Here is a 17,238-nt window from a genome sequence, read left to right on the forward strand (position 1 = left end):
CCTATATCCTAATAAAAATGAAAACTCAAAAAGAAAACAAAATTAGAGGACGTGCCTATATGGTGGCTTTTATGCTATTGATATTAGCTGTTGTCATATCGGTTAAACTCATAAACATTCAAATTAACGGAAAAGACTATCGAGAAGACTCCGACAAAAGGTATTTGCGTGAGGCAGATATTGAGCCTAATCAAGGGAATCTTTATTCCGATGACGGAAGTTTACTTGCAACCTCAGTGACCCGTTACGATATCCGATGGGATGCGGTGGCCTCTATCAAGAATGAGGATTTTAATAAACATATCCGAGATTTGAGTGATTCGTTGGGAAAAATGTTTAAAAAACCAAGTTCTTACTATCAAAATTTACTCCGTAAGGAACGTAATCTAAAAAATCGTTATCTATTGATTGGAAAGAATTTAGGCTATGGAGAATATGTTCGAATTAAAAAATTTCCACTTTTTAATTTGGGTGCTAACAAAGGCGGAATTATTGTTGAACCAATCATCAAACGCGAGTATCCCTTAGGAGGAATTGCTCATCGAAGTATAGGATATTCACGTGTTGGGGAAGATGGATACGTCAATCGAATAGGGTTGGAGGGAGCTTATTCCAATTACCTCGTAGGTACGAAGGGCAAACGCATGGAACAAAAGATAGCAAAAGGACAATGGAAACTTGCCAGTGGGTTTAATATCATTGAGCCTAAGGATGGATATGATGTAGTTTCGACCATAAATGTTAATATTCAGGACATTGCACATCACGCTTTGCTTTCGCAACTCCAGAAATATAAAGCTCATCACGGGTGCGTGGTCGTAATGGAAGTTAGTACAGGTGAAATCAAGGCTATTTCAAATTTAGAACTAAATCCAAAAAACAATACTTATTCCGAGCGATATAATTATGCCGTAGGAGAAACACACGAACCAGGTTCCATTTTTAAGCTCATGGCAGTAGTTGCTTCCATGGAAGAAAGTGGTATAGATACAACTTATGTAGTTGATATTAAACAAGGTAAAGCAGAGTACTATAAAGAAACCGTAGAAGATTCACAAAGAAGTTTCAGAGGAAAAATCAATATAGCAAAGGCCTTTGCCATATCATCAAACGTAGGGATGACTGAAATGGTACATCATTTATTTGCTAAAAATCCGAAAGATTTCACCGATAAATTAAGTGAAATGAATTTAGACAAACCTTTGGGATTGCCTATTTTGGGTGAAGGAATACCTTACATTCCTAAGCCTAAGGATAAGAATTGGAGTGGGATATCACTCGAATGGATGTCCTTTGGTTATGGACTAAAACTTACACCTTTACAAAGTTTAACTTTTTATAATGCTATTGCTAACGAAGGTGTTATGGTACGTCCACGTCTGATTAAGGAAGTTAAAGAATGGAACAAAACCATTGAAAAATTTAATGTGGAAATTATCGATAGGCGTATTTGTTCTAAAGAAACTGCTCGAAAAACCAAAGGATTACTTGCTGATGTGGTTGAAAAATCCTACGGTACGGGGCATAAACTCTATTCTCCAAATTTTTCGATGGCAGGAAAAACGGGAACAGCCCGAAAAGATTATGGAAGTAACCAAAAGGGTAGGGGATTTAATTATATTTCATCTTTTGCAGGATTTTTTCCTGTTGATAAACCGAAGTATTCGTGTATCGTAGTTATTCATGAGCCAGACAAAAGTGTTGGATACTACGGAGCTGATGTGTCTGGGCCTGTATTCAAAAGTATTGCACAAAAAATACATACTAACTCATTGTTAATAAATACTATAGAAGACGTTCAAAATTCATCGCTTCAAACGGAAAAGGAATATGATTTGTACTACACAAAGGCTCAAAAATACAAAACAGTTATGCCTAATCTATTCGGAATGAATGCAATGGATGCTATTGCTCTTCTTGAAAATATGGGAGTTCGTGTCAAGTTGGTAGGAGAAGGAAAAGTCAGAGGGCAGTCTCTGCCAAGCGGACAAAAAATAAGAAAAAACGAAAATGTGATTTTGACATTAGGAACCTAATTTAATAGTTTATCAATATGAAAAAGCATTGGTTAAAAGTATCTTTTTTTTGTTTACTGACATTCGTTTTATCGTGTAAGTCAACTGAAAAAAAAGGAAAGACTGTTTTTCCCAACGTGATTTTAATTTACGCTGATGATTTAGGCTATGGTGATTTAAGTAGCTATGGAGGAAAAATTGCTACTCCTCACATTGATCGTTTGGCAGACCACGGAATTTTACACTGTAATGCTTACGCTGCCGCATCAACTTGTACTCCGTCTCGTTATACATTGCTCACCGGAGAATATGCTTGGAGAGAAAAAGGACGTGGAGTAATTAACGGAAATGAAAAAGCACTTATCCCAAGCGGAAGACAAACTGTGGCGAGTGTATTCAAAAAAGCAGGATATACTACTGCCGTTATCGGTAAATGGCATTTAGGATTAGGTGATGAAAATGGAATTGATTGGAACACTCAAATAAGTAACATTCCTGAGGATATTGGTTTTGATGAGAGTTTTATTATGCCTGCCACTTCCGACAGAGTTCCTTGTGTGTATGTAAGTAATGGAAAAGTTCTAAACCTCGATCCAACAGATACGTTGGCTGTAAGTTATCAGAAAAAAATAGGCAATTTACCCACAGGAAAAGAAAATCCTGAATTGTTAAAACTGAAATATTCACACGGGCATGATATGACAATTGTCAACGGAATTAGCAGAATTGGATATCAATCAGGAGGAATGAGTGCCGTTTGGAAAGATGAAAATATTGCTGATGATTTTGTACGTGAATCAAAAAAATTCATCATCAAAAATAAACAAAAACCGTTCTTTTTATACTTAGCAACAAACAACATACATGTGCCGAGAATGCCTCATCCACGTTTTCAAGGGAAAACATCACAAGGATTGCGAGGCGATGCTATTTTAGAGTTAGATGATATGGTTGGTTCTATTTCAAAAACCTTGGATAGCTTACAAATTGCTGAAAATACTATAATTATATTTTCGAGTGATAATGGAGCTGTACTTGATGATGGTTATGCAGATCAAGCCATTGAAAAGTCAGGAGAACACAATCCTTTCGGGACTCTTAGAGGTGCAAAATACAGTGTTTACGAAGCAGGAACTCGAATCCCAATGATTGTTTCATGGAAAGGAAATATAAAAAAGCAAACCTCACAAGCTCTTGTTAGTCAGACTGATTTTATTGCATCAGTTGGAGCAATGTTAAACGTTCGAATTGATTCTAACCAAGCCTTTGATGCTAAAAACCAATGGGATTCTTGGATAGGAAAAGATAAAAAAGGACGCTCAGAAATTGTACAAGAAGCTATACAAAATACGTTGTCGATAGTTGAGGGTGATTACAAATATATAGAACCTTCAAAAAGTAAAATGAAAGTAGCTTGGCAAACAGGAATAGAAACAGGATTTTCCGACAAACCACAGTTGTACAACTTAAAGCAAGATCCAGCGGAAAAAGTAAATCTTGCTGAGCAACAACCACAATTAGTGATTGATTTAGCAAAAAAATTAGATTCTATAAAGAATCAGCATAAGGGTAAGTAAAACGAACCCAATGTTCTTTGACATAATGGGATTTTAAAATGTGATTACAAAGGTTTCTATAATGAATTGATAAACTATGGTTAGCAGGTTGAATTAACCATAGTTTATCAGTTTTATAAAATGATAATCTTATATTTTTCAGATATGAAATTAAAATAATGTGCTATGACCCCAAAACAACTACAAAACATTGCAGAAATGGAGGAAATCCTAAATAAAATAGAAGATTTCACCCCGAAAGCGGAAGAATTTCTAAAACAATGGCAGGAATTACTTCCCGAAGTACAAAAACTTAACACCTATTACGGAAGCGACCAGTGGCGACAAGATTATGACGATGCCAATGCGGGTAAAATCCCCGAAGGAATGCCCCACGGAGTACTCTCGGAAGACCTCGCGTACAATGCTTTGGGCGACCAATATTTCTTGGCAGTGGATTTCTTGAAATTGGTAACCAAAATCATCTCAAGAGAAGAGTAATATGAAAAAAATCTTATTACTTTCAGAAAATCACACCGATTATCATCTCGGATTTGAGGTGCAATCTCCTAAGCCGAATTTCTTTTCGTGGGACGCTACCTACGAGGAAGTTATCGCATCGCCTTTGGTGGAATGGGACAGCCCTTTTGATTTGGATTATGAGGTGTATGAGTATTACTATTTTAAATATCCGGTGCGGGTGGGCAATTTGCTATTTTCCAAATTTGAATTTCGCATTCATAACACCCAGCGTAGGGATATAGCCGTACGAGAATACTATGCCAATGGAGACACACAAGTAGAAGAATTTGATTTTTGGCAAGTGCATCAGCAATTAGAAAAACATTTGCCTCTCAATGAACACTATAAAACTCGTGAAGACCTCTATTCATTTTTTCAGAAAGACGGAATGACATTTCTTAGCGTTTATTACGGAGAACCTCAGCATCAATATGTGTTTTTTAATATTATCAATGCCCGTAAATATCCCGAATTAATCACTCCAATTGAAAATGAGGAGAATATACAACTTACCGATTGGGTGTTATTTCCCAAAGAATATATCGGAATAGAGACCGACTATCAAGAAAACGAAATCGTAAAACGCCGTCCACCTTTACTGACGGAAAGGTTTGGTGACCAAGCCGTATTGTGGCGAGATGAGGAGAATAAACAACTCGGGGTAAGTGTAGGTGAATTTTGCAATATTTTTCCGCTATCGAATATTAAAAAAGTGGACATTGACCGAATGCTTCCTGCCAAGGGTGGTGGTGCCGATACTCTGCGAGTGTATTACAAAAAACAAAAATACCCAACGCTAATTTTCGGTGCCAAAGAATATGATTTGGATAATTATCTACCCCAATTGGAAAAATTCTTCGGTATGCCTATTGAAGTAACAGGGTTTTATTACAATTGTTAATGGTTAATTATCAATTATTAAGGGTTTTCCAATATAGGTTTCGTAATATTGTAGGGGCAAATCAATATTTGCCCTATAATAAAGGCGAAAAATGTTTCGCCCCAACAATAGATTGATTATGAAAAAATACAATCCCGATAAACACAAAAGGCGTTCTATTCGTCTGAAAGGATATGATTACAGCCGTGAAGGGTTGTATTTCATCACGATTTGTTGCCAAAACAGAGCACATTATTTTGGGGAAATCATCAATGAGGAAATGCAATTAAACGAAATAGGAGAAATTGCCCAAAAATGTTGGAGAGACATTCCCAATCATTTTAAAAATGTTTTGTTGCATACATTTGTGGTGATGCCCAATCACATTCACGGCATAATAGAAATTGTAACCCCCGTAGGGGCAAATCAACATTTGCCCGATAATGAAATGGCAAATTACCATTTGCCCTATAATAAGGGCGAAAAATATTTCGCCCCAACAAATCAACATTTGCCCGATGATAATAAGGCGAAAGATATTTCGCCCCTACGGGGGACATCAAACACCATTGGTTCCATCGTGCGTGGTTTTAAAATTGGTGTAACCAAATGGGTGCGTTCCAATACAAATATCCATCAAATTTGGCAACGCAATTATTACGAACATATTATCCGAAATGAGGCATCGTATTTCAGAATTCACGAATACATCGAAAATAATCCTGCAAAATGGACAGAAGATTGTTTTCACAAATAACCCCGTAGAGCAAATCAACATTTATCTAAAACTTATGAACCATAAAAGTAAGGGTAAAACATTTTTTACCCCTCAATGTAAGGGCAAAAAATATTTTGCCCCAACGAAACTCTGGCTATATTTTATCATCACAATGTCGGTGTACTTACTGATGGTTTTTATCACCATCCCCACACTGAACCGCCTTGCCAACGGACTGGATATTATTGATGTCCTTCCCTTTTACGATAGCGAATATGTGGTGCGTCTTTTGGAATATTTGGGAAGCGAGGGCAGACATTACTATCTGTACAAGCAATTACCTGTGGATATGCTGTATCCGCTGTTGTATGCCTTTACTTACAGACGGATATTAAAGCATTTCATTGATAAATTGAACTTTAAAAGGGGAAGATGGGTGGTCTTTTTACCCATTGTAGCGGCAGTGTTTGACTACTTGGAAAATATCGGCATCGGCATATCGCTTTACCGCTTTCCGTCACTTTCGGATGCTGTTTTATCCGTATTGCCTTTTTTCAGTTTACTGAAAAACCTTTTTGTGGTGCTGTATCTGTTAGCGTTTTTCGGATTGGGAATTATGGTTTTGGTGAGAAGAAAGAAAATTTAAAACTTAAAAACAAATATTATGACAAACGGATTTAAAATCATCGGGATAGCGGTACGCACGACCAATGCCAACGGACAAGCCGCAACAGATTTGGGCAAACTTTGGGGGCAATTTATGAGCGACACCATTTCAAAAATCCCGAATACCATTTCGGAGGAAATTATCGCGATATATACTGATTATGAAAGTGATTATCAAGGAGCTTATACCGCCATTATTGGAAAGAAAGTCAGCTCGTTAGATGAAATTCCAAACGGACTGATCGGGAGAGAATTTCCTGCTACAAAGTTTCAGAAGTTCATTGCCAAAGGAGAAATGCCCAATGCCGTTATGCAGACTTGGAAAACGATTTGGGAGCAAGATGAAGTGCTGAATCGTGCTTACCACTACGATTTTGAAGTGTATGGCGAAAAATCCCAAAACGGCGATGAGTCCGAAGTGGAGGTTTTTATAAGCGTAAAGTAAACAACAAAAAAATAAACCCCACATCGCACTCATTAGATGCTTTATAGCAAAAAGAGCTGTGTAAATTTTGAGGAGGAAAATGTGTGAAAACTGTCTCATCGTATGGGATATATCGTTTAATTTTTAAAAGGAAATAATATGACGCACGAAATACAAAACCGTAAAGGGGCAACCAAACTTGAAAACATTCCAGAACAAGTACTAAAATTATTGAACGAAGGTACAATAGAAAGCGTTAATTTGACCGAGTGGCTTGCCGTCAATCATACGGCTTTGGTGGCTACAGTGTTCCCCAAAATAGGGATTTCAAATGCGAATATTTCTGAAATTCAAGAGCTCATAGAAAATCAAAAAAAGCCATCAACGATGAATACCATCAAGTTGATTGGAGCGTTTCTTTACGAAAAATACGCAAAATCAACAGATTATTTAGCCATTTTTGAAAAATTAGCCACACATTTGTCTGATTCGGTGCGTTGTTATGCCACTTATTTTATGGCTCTGAATACCGATTTTTCGCTTGAAAAAAAGCTCGGCTTGTTACAGCCGTTGGTGGCAGACAAGCATTTTGGGGTGCGTGAAGTGGTTTGGATGGCACTTAGACCTGAATTGAGCGAAAATTTGGCATTTTCAATTGATTTTCTATCGGTTTGGGCGGAAAATGAAGACGAAAATATCCGTCGTTTTTCTTCGGAAGCTTTGCGTCCGCGTGGGGTGTGGTGTTCGCATATCGAGACCTTGAAAAATTCACCTGAATTAGCATTGCCTATTTTGGAGAAATTAAAATCGGATTCGGCTAAATATGTGCAAGATAGCGTAGGCAATTGGCTCAATGATGCAAGTAAATCTCGCCCCGACTTTGTGCAGGAGTTGTGCAAGCGTTGGGAAAAAGAAAGCCCTACAAAATCAACGCAATATATTGTTAAAAAAGCTTTAAGAACACTTTCAAAATAGAAAGGTAAAATATTGTAAGAGCGTATTGCGTACGCTCGATAATGTAAGGGCAAAAAATATTTTGCCCCAACAGTGAAATAGTAAATGGTAAAAACCAAAAATATGAACACCTATATCGTCCTTTTGCGTGGTGTGATGCCCACAGGGAAAAACAAAATTCCGAGTATGGCTTTTCTGAAAGAAATTTTGGGAAAAGGCGGTTTTGTGAATGTAAAAACTTATATTCAGAGTGGAAATGTGGTCTTACAAACGGAGCTTTCCCCTGCAGGGGTGAGCAGGAAGGTACACGAACTCATTAAGGAAAACATTGGAGCAGAACTTCCTGTGATTGTAAAAACCGCTGATGAAATTGCACAAGTTTTAAGCGAAAATCCATTTACCGAAAACCACGACAGCAAACGTGTTTTCTTTACCCTATTTAACGATGAACTACCACAAGCACTGGCAAACGAACTCAAAAAGCAGGATTTTGGCGAGGAAAAATTTGACTTTACCGAAAAAGCATTGTATATGTATCTACCAACTAATGCCAGCCGTAGTAAACTCAGTAACAATTTTTTAGAAAAGAAACTTAACATCATCGCCACCACACGCAATTTCAATACATTAACGAAGTTGGTGGCGTTGGCGGAGGAAATGGAATATTAATTCGTAATATTGTGGGATTGAATATATCCGTTCTGTAAAAGAATATCCATTTCTAAAATTTAAAAATAAAAGATGATGAACAACAACCAAAATTGGATAGATAAGTGGAATCATAATTTCCAAAACAAAGAATATGTGTATGGCAAATTGCCTAATGTATTTTTGAAGGAACAGTTGGATCAGCTTCCTGCTCAAAACATTCTCTTTGCTGCCGAAGGTGAAGGCAGAAATGCGGTATATGCTGCCCAAAAAGGGTGGAAGGTTACGGCTTTTGACATCAGCGAGGAAGGGCGAAAAAAGGCACTTCAATTGGCGGACGAAGTAGGGGTAAACATTGATTATAGAATAGGCGAACTGCCTAATTTGGATTTTTCTAACCAAAATTTTGATGTGGTGGCACTGATTTACGCCCATTTTCCCGCAAAAATAAAATCTGATTATCATAAACAACTTGCAAAGCTCTTACCAGCCAATGGACTTGTGATTTTCGAGGCTTTTTCCAAAAAACATTTGGCGTACCGAGAGCAAAACCCTAAAGTAGGTGGTCCTGCCGATGAAGCTTTGCTATTTTCCATCGAAGAAATTAAAGCCGATTTTTCAGATTTTGAGTTTCTCTATCTCGAAGAACTTGAAATAGAGTTGAACGAAGGGTTACTTCATAACGGAAAAGGAGCTCTGATTCGATTTGTGGGAAGAAAGAAATAGGGAATATCAATTATGAAAGAATCTCACGCATTAAAAACAAAAATATGAACCTAAAAGACATATTACAAAACATAGAAATCATCTCCCTTTCGGGGGAAATCAATACCGAAGTAGGCGATTTGGTGCAAGACTCGCGGTTAGTTAAGCAAGGCGATGTATTCGTTGCTATAAAAGGTACGGCATCAGACGGACATCAATTCATTAGTAAAGCCATCGAAAAGGGAGCAAAAGTCATCGTTTGTGAGGAGATTCCGCAAGAAACTATTTCGGAAATCGTTTACATAAAGGTAAAAGATACTACTTCTACTTTGGCAACGATGACGAGTAATTTTTATGGAAATCCGTCGGAAAAACTCAAGTTAGTGGGGATAACAGGCACAAACGGAAAAACTACTACCACGAGTTTGCTGTATCAGTTGTTTAGAAAAGTAGGCTACAAAGTGGGACTGATTTCTACCATCGCAATTTATGTAGATGAGCAGAAGTACGACACCAAAAACACCACACCCGACATTCTTACATTGAACAAATATCTGAAAATGATGGTCGATGCAGGTTGTCAGTATTGCTTTATGGAAGTAAGTTCGCACGGCGTGGAGCAACGACGCATCGAAGGGTTACAATTTGCAGGGGGCGTGTTTACGAACCTCACACACGACCATTTGGACTATCACCAAACCTTTGCCAATTACCGTGATGCTAAAAAGAAGTTTTTCGACCAATTGCCCAAAACGGCTTTTGCCCTGACAAATGTTGATGACAAAAACGGAAGTGTAATGCTCCAAAACACCAAAGCTCAAAAGAAATCGTACGCTTTGAAAACAATGGCGGATTATCGTTTGCAGATTTTGGAAAATCAGTTTTCGGGCTTGGTACTGAAAATAGACGGACAGGAAGTTTGGACAAACCTCATCGGGCAGTTTAATGCTTATAATTTATTGGCAGTCTATGCTGTTGCGGATTTGCTCGGAGTTGAAAAAATGGAAAACCTCACGGCTTTGAGTACTTTGCAGTCGGTAGGCGGACGCTTTCAGTATTTTGTTTCGAAAGACAAAATCACGGCGATTGTGGATTACGCCCACACACCCGACGCCTTGCAAAATGTATTGGACACCATCAATAACATACGCACCAAAAACGAACAACTCATCACAGTGGTAGGTTGTGGAGGTAATCGCGACAAAAGCAAACGCCCTGTAATGGCAGATATTTCGACCAAAGAAAGTACCCGAGTGATTTTCACATCGGACAATCCGCGAGACGAAGACCCACAAACGATTTTGGACGAAATGGAAGCAGGTGTATCAGCAGAGCATTACAAAAAGTTTGTTACCATAACCGACCGCCGTCAGGCAATAAAAACCGCTTGTCAGTTTGCTCAATCAGGGGATATTATCCTCATTGCAGGCAAAGGACACGAAACCTATCAAGAAATCAAAGGTGAACGCACCCATTTTGATGATATGGAGGAAGTGAAGAAAATATTGAACGTGTAGGGGCGAATGACCATTTGCCTAATAAAAAAAACGATATAAGTAGGGGCAAAAAATTTTTTGCCCCTACGACAACAAAATACAAATCAAAAATGATAAAAATTTTAGCTGAATCTTTTTTGCAGGTCGTTCTGTTGCTTCCTTTTGCAATTTTATTTCTGAAAGAAAAAAGCAAAATCAGTTTCATACGATTATTGATTTTTGTAGGTTGCTATGTGGCATATCAGTTATTTCTCGTGCTTCCGAGCATCAATGCAGTGTTCGATGTAATAGAAAGTCGTTGGAATTGGGAAGGAAAAGCATTGGGAGTCATTTGTGGAATAAGCTGTTATTTCATTTTTAGAAGATATTTTCACGAAAATGATTTTTTCACTTTAAAACAAAATAGAGAAAACTTAAAACCAACTCTCATTGTAGCGGTAGGATTGGTATTATTATCAACTGTGGTTTGGTTTTTATTAGGTAAATCCGAATTTAATATGGAAACATTGGCTTTTCAAATATCCTTGCCGGGCGTTGATGAAGAGATAATGTTTCGCGGAATTCTACTCGGACTTTTGGCTTCTTCATTGAAAGAAAAAACAACTTTTGTAGGAAATCCAAGCGTTTTACTAACGGCGATTCTATTCGGATTTATGCACGGTTTGACTCTTGATAAAAACTATGCGATTGATTTTGAACCTATTTATTTTATACAAACCACTTTTGCAGGATACCTTTGGGGGTGGATAACCCTAAAAAGTCGAAGTATATTGTTAGCGATTTTGTCCCATAATTTCAGTAATTTTTTCGGGACATTAGCTACAATGATTAAATAATCCATTCATTAGAAACAAAATATGAAACTAATCATAAACGAAAAATTATATCTCGAATTGGTACAATTATCTGATGCTGAAATCATTTTCAATACAATAGATACACAAAGAAAATATTTGGGCGAGTGGCTTCCGTTCGTTTCTTTTATAAAAAATGTTGCTGATGAAGAAAATTTTATAAAATCAGCTTTGGAAACGATGGAACAGACCAAAGAATACATCTTTTGCATCCGAAAAGAGGGCGAATTTGTCGGGCTTATCAGTTTTATCAAAACAGACAAACTCAATCAGAAAACTGAAATCGGTTATTGGATTTCAGAAATATACCAAAAACAAGGCATTGCAACCCAAGCCACTAAGCGAATGTGTGAATTTGCCTTTAAAGATTTGGGAATGAACCGCGTACAAATCCGTTGTGCTGTCGAGAATTTGCCAAGCAAAAACATTCCAAAGCGATTGGGATTTACCTTTGAGGGCATCGAACGGCAAGGCGAACGCGTTTCGGAAAGCGTTTTCAGAAATTTGGAAATTTACAGCAAACTGAAAGAGGAATTTTTAATACCCTAGGGGCGTAATGCTTACGCCCCTACGAAAAAAACAAATCAACGATGAAAAAATACAACTCCGACATACACAAGAGGCGTTCGATTCGTCTGAAAGGATATGATTACAGTCGTGAAGGGTTATATTTCATTACGATTTGTTGTCAAAACAGAGAACATTATTTTGGTGAAATTGTAGATGGTAAAATGCAATTGAATGAAATAGGAAAAATTGCCTATAATGAATGGATAAATACGGAAACAATTCGCAAAAATGTGGTATTACATTCATTTGTGGTAATGCCAAATCATTTTCACACCATTATAGAAATCACCCACCAATGTAGGGGCGTATTGCATACGCCCAATGATATAACATTGCATACACCCAATGATAATGAAAAAGGCGTATGCAATACGCCCCTACGGTCACCATCGCAAACATTAGGTGCAATTGTTCGCGGTTACAAATCGGCGGTGTCGAAAAAAATAGGATTTTCTGTTTGGCAACGGAATTATTACGAACACATTATCCGAAATGAGGAATCGTATTTTAAAATTCACGAATATATCGAAAACAATCCCGCAAAATGGGAAGAGGATTGTTTTTATTAATAAAACAATGTAGAGGCGTTTGCGTACGTCCAAACAAATAATTTTAATAAAAAAATAATCATAAGGGCGTAAGCATTACGCCCCTACAACAACAAAAACAATTTAAAAATGTTATATTATCTATTTGATTACTTAGAAAAAGAATACAATTTGGCGGGAGCAGGATTGTTTCAATACCTTTCGTTCCGTGCGGGGGTTGCGGCGATTCTCTCACTTTTAATTGCGACCATCTTCGGTAAGAAAATTATCCGTAGGCTGTACGCACTTCAGGTGGGAGAAACCATTCGTGATTTAGGTCTGCAAGGACAAAACGAAAAAGCAGGAACACCTACAATGGGAGGCGTGATTATCATCTTGGCAACGCTCGTACCGGTACTTCTATTTGCTGATCTGGCAAATGTGTACATCATTTTACTTGTAGTTTCAATGATTTGGATGGGAATCATCGGGTTTGCGGACGATTATATCAAGGTTTTTAGAAAAAACAAAGACGGACTTAAGGGCAAATTCAAAGTTTTGGGACAAATAGGTCTCGGACTTTTTGTCGGGGCGATGCTTTATTTCAACCCTAATGTAACCGTGAAGAATGAAAGCACAAAAGCAAGTACAGTAACCGAAGTTCAAATTCAGCAAGAAGAAATAAAATCTACCAAAACCACTATTCCGTTTATGAAAAACAACGAATTTGACTATGCCGACCTGATTTCGTGGGCAGGTGAAGGAAGTAAAGACTGGGTTTGGGTGGTTTTTATTCCAATAGTTATTTTAATTGTGACGGCAGTCTCCAACGGAGCTAACCTCACCGACGGAATTGACGGACTGGCAGCAGGAAGTTCCGCAATCATTGTACTAACACTCGGAATTTTCGCTTGGGTATCTGGGAATATCATTTTTTCGCAGTACCTCAACATAATGTATATCCCCAATGTAGGAGAAATGACCATCTTCATCGCTGCATTTGCTGGGGCTCTCATCGGATTTTTGTGGTATAACACCTATCCGGCTCAAGTTTTTATGGGCGATACAGGCAGCCTGACCATTGGGGGCGTAATTGCTGTGATTGCTATTTCAGTTCGTAAGGAATTGCTCATTCCATTGCTGTGTGGTATCTTCCTGATTGAAAATCTATCGGTAATGATGCAAGTTTCTTACTTCAAATACACAAAAAAGAAGTATGGCGAGGGCAAACGCATCTTTCTGATGTCGCCTTTGCATCATCATTATCAAAAAAAGGGCTACCACGAAAGTAAAATTGTGATGCGATTCCTAATTGTGGGCATCATTCTGGCAATAATGTCCTTCGTGACCTTAAAAATTAGGTAATCGAAGTTCAGAAAGAAAATCAAACAGACAATCAATAATAAAATTCAGAGCAAAATGGATATTTTCGAGGAGTATCTGCAACAAGGAGAACCCAATAAGCGCGAAAAAGCAAACGCTTGGAATACTGCTATTGGTTTACAAGAGGTTGATGGCATAAAACCATCGGACTATCTGATACAAACAGCAAAGCAGAATATTGAAGGAAATATATCTATCGAAGAAGCGAAGCAACAAATAAACAACTACTATCAGCAGCAAAACTCTAAAAATGAAGAAAATCGCACAGAAGAAGCTGATAAAGTTTCTGTTCGCATTGCCGAAATATTAGGCGAAAATACTTTTTCATTCTCGCCCATAGAATATATCAGTATTCACCGTCGATTGTTTGAAGGGATTTATCCACACGCGGGGAAAATCCGTACCTACAACATTACCAAAGCCGAATGGGTGTTAAATGGAGAAACGGTGATTTATGCAAGTGCCGAAAATTTAAAACAAACTTTGGATTATGACTTTGCTCAGGAAAAAATATTTAGCTACAAAGGGTTAAACAAACAACAGATTGTTGAGCATATCGCACATTTCATTTCTTATCTGTGGCAAATACACATTTTTGGAGAAGGAAATACGCGAACTACGGCTGTTTTTCTTATAAAATACCTTCGAAAATTAGGATTTAAACAAATAAATAATGATATGTTCGCTCGTCATTCGTGGTTTTTTCGTAATGCTCTTGTTAGAGCTAATTATGAAGACTTGTCACAAGGAATACATAAAACCGATGTTTTTTTAATCCGATTTCTATCGAATTTACTTTTAGGAGAAAATCATATGCTTAGAAATCGAGAAATACACGTTCACTTTGAATCTGTAAACACACAAAATGAACCTGTAAATGACCCTCTATTGTTGCTCATTCAAAAGCAGCCAAATATTACTATCAAGCAAATAAGTGAAATTTTAAAAATAAGTATTAGTACAGCGAAAAGACGTATCCAAGCATTTAAAGAAAAAGGAGTTATCTATCGCGTGGGGAGTGACAAAACAGGTATTTGGAAATTAAAGTAAAAACGATTAATTATTTTAACATAAAAGAAAAAATGAAACAAAAAATACTATTTATCATACTTTGTGCAAACATTTTTGCCTCGTGTGAGAACGTCAATCAATTAGTAAATAACATCAGTAACGAAATATCGGAAAGCTCTGAACGCATTGAGACAGAAATTTCTAAAAGTACAAACCAAATTAAAGACGAAGTTTTGAAAAATGTCAATTTGGAAGCCATCACCAACGAGTTACTGAACGTTAAGCATCTGGAAAGTATTGAAAATGTAACTTTAAAGGTAGTTGAATATCAAAATATTGCCGAAAGAATTTCTCTTCTGCAAGAAAACATCACCACAGGAGAGTTAGGAGCATTGGAAATACTCGCAATCACGCAGTTTACTAAAAATGCTCAGCAAGAACTTATGAAATTAAAGGAAGGAAATACCTCAATTGAAACCAAAAAGAAGATAGATTCTCTTTTAATTAACTATGAAAATGTTTTAAACAACTATTCTCAGCAAAATATGAAGGGAAATAATGAGTTTAATAATCGTTTTCAGGAAGATATGGAAGAAGACGAAGACTTTGATAACTAACTTAACAATCAATGTATGAAAAATGACATCGATTTATAGTTCAAAATACAAAAAATGAAAAAATTAGTAATTTTAGGAGGAGGCGAAAGCGGTGTTGGGGCTGCAATTCTTGGTAAAAAGAAGCATTGGGATGTGTTTCTGTCCGACAAAGGAAAGGTAGCGACCAAATATGCTGAGGTACTCAATCAACATACCATTCGTTGGGAAGAAAATAAGCATACCGAAAGCGAAATCCTCTCAGCAGATTGTATCATAAAGAGTCCAGGAATTCCTGATACGGTAGAAATCATCAAAAAAGCAAAGGAAAAACATATCGAAATTATTTCCGAAATTGAATTTGCCTATCGCTATACCAAAGGGAAGATTATTGCCATCACAGGTAGCAACGGAAAGACCACCACAACCAGCCTAACGTATCATATTCTGAAAGAAAGCGGACTGAATGTGGGCGTAGCAGGAAATATTGGGAAAAGTTTTGCTCAAATGGTAGCAGAAGATGATAAAGAATATTATGTTCTGGAAATCAGCAGTTTTCAACTGGACGGAATTACGAGTTTTAAGCCGCACATTGCCATTTTACTGAACATCACCCCCGACCATCTGGATAGGTATGATTACAAAATGGAGAATTACATCGCATCGAAATTCAGAATTACTGAAAATCAGACCGAAGATGATTATTTCATTTACGATGCTGATGATCCAGTGATAGAGCAATGGCTTGAAAAAAATCCCATTAAAGCAAAAAAATTGCCTTTTTCATTGGAAAAAGAAATTAAACAGGGTTCTTATAATCACAAAAATACAATAATAATTACGATTAATAATCATATAGTAGAGATGAATACAGAAGAAATTGCAATTAAAGGAAAACATAACGTGAAAAACTCAATGGCAAGTTCCGTTGCCTCACATCTTTTAAAAGTTCGTAAAGAAAAAATTCGCGAAAGCCTAAAAGGTTTTATTGGTGAGCCACATCGTCTGGAATTTGTTAAAACAGTGGAAGGAATCACCTATATAAACGATTCAAAAGCAACCAATGTAAACTCCGTTTTCTTTGCTTTGGACACAATGAAAACGCCCGTAGTGTGGATTGTAGGTGGTGTGGACAAAGGGAATGATTATTCTCCTTTATTGCCTTACGTTCACGAGAAAGTAAAGGCCATTGTATGCTTAGGAATTGACAATAATGCCATTTTACAATCTTTTGGCAACATTATTCCCAACATAGTGGAAACAAAAAGTATGGAGGAAGCCGTAAAATACGCTCGTAGATTTGCCACTGTAGGAGATACAGTGTTATTAGCTCCCGCTTGTGCAAGTTTTGACCTATTTGAGAACTATCAAGACCGCGGAAATACGTTTAGAAAAGAAGTAGAAAAACTATAAATAAATTCAAATGCAAAAGTGGATAGCACAAAACATTAAAGGAGATAAGGTTGTATGGGCTATCATATTGGTATTCACATTACTATCTTTCTTGGCGGTCTATAGTGCCAGTACTAATTTGGTTTATGTTGTGGGCAAAGGAACAACTTTTGGACATTTCATAAAACACGGATTTTTGATGGGAGTTGGATTCGTGATCATCTATTTGGTACACAAGGTTCCTTATCGATTTTCACGACCTATTTCTAAAATTGGAATTGTCTTGGCAGCCATATTTTTGGTTTTTGCGGCTGTGAAAGGAAC

General features: G+C 37.2%; 19 protein-coding genes. All 19 read left to right on the plus strand.

The window, feature by feature from the left end:
• Positions 1-17: 17 nt before the first annotated feature.
• Positions 18-2,036, plus strand: coding sequence for a PASTA domain-containing penicillin-binding protein (locus CCAND38_RS04780; RefSeq protein ID WP_231549998.1), 2,019 nt, complete (start codon positions 18-20; stop codon positions 2,034-2,036).
• 116 nt (positions 2,037-2,152) lie between these two features.
• Positions 2,153-3,592: a sulfatase-like hydrolase/transferase gene (locus CCAND38_RS04785; protein ID WP_197066331.1), complete on the plus strand. Its 1,440-nt coding sequence runs from the start codon at positions 2,153-2,155 to the stop codon at positions 3,590-3,592.
• A gap of 165 nt (positions 3,593-3,757) precedes the next feature.
• The gene (locus CCAND38_RS04790) at positions 3,758-4,072 is read left to right on the plus strand and encodes a DUF4298 domain-containing protein (RefSeq protein WP_042344102.1); all 315 of its coding nucleotides are present in this window, start codon (positions 3,758-3,760) and stop codon (positions 4,070-4,072) included.
• A gap of 1 nt (position 4,073) precedes the next feature.
• Positions 4,074-4,994, plus strand: a complete 921-nt coding sequence (locus CCAND38_RS04795; RefSeq protein WP_042344103.1) for a hypothetical protein — start codon at positions 4,074-4,076, stop codon at positions 4,992-4,994.
• A 118-nt stretch (positions 4,995-5,112) separates the two neighbouring features.
• Positions 5,113-5,730, plus strand: coding sequence for a transposase (locus CCAND38_RS04800; protein ID WP_042344121.1), 618 nt, complete (start codon positions 5,113-5,115; stop codon positions 5,728-5,730).
• Positions 5,731-5,764: 34 nt separating this feature from the next.
• Positions 5,765-6,337: a hypothetical protein gene (locus CCAND38_RS04805; protein WP_052458129.1), complete on the plus strand. Its 573-nt coding sequence runs from the start codon at positions 5,765-5,767 to the stop codon at positions 6,335-6,337.
• 18 nt (positions 6,338-6,355) lie between these two features.
• The gene (locus CCAND38_RS04810) at positions 6,356-6,802 is read left to right on the plus strand and encodes a GyrI-like domain-containing protein (RefSeq protein WP_042344106.1); all 447 of its coding nucleotides are present in this window, start codon (positions 6,356-6,358) and stop codon (positions 6,800-6,802) included.
• A gap of 138 nt (positions 6,803-6,940) precedes the next feature.
• Positions 6,941-7,756 carry a DNA alkylation repair protein gene (locus CCAND38_RS04815; RefSeq protein WP_042344107.1) on the plus strand — a complete coding sequence of 272 codons (816 nt, stop codon included), beginning with the start codon at positions 6,941-6,943 and terminating at the stop codon, positions 7,754-7,756.
• A 102-nt stretch (positions 7,757-7,858) separates the two neighbouring features.
• A complete protein-coding gene (locus CCAND38_RS04820) occupies positions 7,859-8,404 on the plus strand; it encodes a DUF1697 domain-containing protein (protein WP_042344122.1) in 546 nt (181 codons plus the stop codon).
• Positions 8,405-8,479: 75 nt separating this feature from the next.
• Complete coding sequence (locus CCAND38_RS04825) at positions 8,480-9,109, plus strand: class I SAM-dependent methyltransferase (protein WP_042344123.1); 630 nt, start codon at positions 8,480-8,482, stop codon at positions 9,107-9,109.
• 44 nt (positions 9,110-9,153) lie between these two features.
• A complete protein-coding gene (locus CCAND38_RS04830; RefSeq protein WP_042344108.1) occupies positions 9,154-10,605 on the plus strand; it encodes a UDP-N-acetylmuramoyl-L-alanyl-D-glutamate--2,6-diaminopimelate ligase in 1,452 nt (483 codons plus the stop codon).
• An 89-nt stretch (positions 10,606-10,694) separates the two neighbouring features.
• Positions 10,695-11,420 carry a CPBP family intramembrane glutamic endopeptidase gene (locus CCAND38_RS04835; RefSeq protein WP_042344109.1) on the plus strand — a complete coding sequence of 242 codons (726 nt, stop codon included), beginning with the start codon at positions 10,695-10,697 and terminating at the stop codon, positions 11,418-11,420.
• A gap of 21 nt (positions 11,421-11,441) precedes the next feature.
• Entirely contained in the window at positions 11,442-11,987 is a 546-nt protein-coding gene (locus CCAND38_RS04840; RefSeq protein WP_042344110.1) for a GNAT family N-acetyltransferase, read from the plus strand.
• Between the two features lie 41 nt (positions 11,988-12,028).
• Complete coding sequence (locus CCAND38_RS04845; RefSeq protein WP_042344111.1) at positions 12,029-12,577, plus strand: transposase; 549 nt, start codon at positions 12,029-12,031, stop codon at positions 12,575-12,577.
• A 108-nt stretch (positions 12,578-12,685) separates the two neighbouring features.
• Positions 12,686-13,900, plus strand: a complete 1,215-nt coding sequence (gene mraY, locus CCAND38_RS04850) for a phospho-N-acetylmuramoyl-pentapeptide-transferase (protein ID WP_042344113.1) — start codon at positions 12,686-12,688, stop codon at positions 13,898-13,900.
• A gap of 54 nt (positions 13,901-13,954) precedes the next feature.
• The gene (locus CCAND38_RS04855) at positions 13,955-14,968 is read left to right on the plus strand and encodes a Fic family protein (protein ID WP_042344114.1); all 1,014 of its coding nucleotides are present in this window, start codon (positions 13,955-13,957) and stop codon (positions 14,966-14,968) included.
• A 32-nt stretch (positions 14,969-15,000) separates the two neighbouring features.
• Positions 15,001-15,546 (plus strand): hypothetical protein, encoded by a 546-nt coding sequence (locus CCAND38_RS04860; protein ID WP_231549999.1) that lies wholly within the window; start codon positions 15,001-15,003, stop codon positions 15,544-15,546.
• A gap of 54 nt (positions 15,547-15,600) precedes the next feature.
• The gene (gene murD, locus CCAND38_RS04865) at positions 15,601-16,935 is read left to right on the plus strand and encodes a UDP-N-acetylmuramoyl-L-alanine--D-glutamate ligase (RefSeq protein WP_042344115.1); all 1,335 of its coding nucleotides are present in this window, start codon (positions 15,601-15,603) and stop codon (positions 16,933-16,935) included.
• A gap of 10 nt (positions 16,936-16,945) precedes the next feature.
• A partial coding sequence (locus CCAND38_RS04870) for an FtsW/RodA/SpoVE family cell cycle protein (protein WP_042344116.1) occupies positions 16,946-17,238 on the plus strand: 293 nt, incomplete at its 3' end.

The organism is Capnocytophaga canis (assembly GCF_000827555.1).
In the GTDB taxonomy this organism is placed as follows: Bacteria; Bacteroidota; Bacteroidia; order Flavobacteriales; family Flavobacteriaceae; genus Capnocytophaga; species Capnocytophaga canis.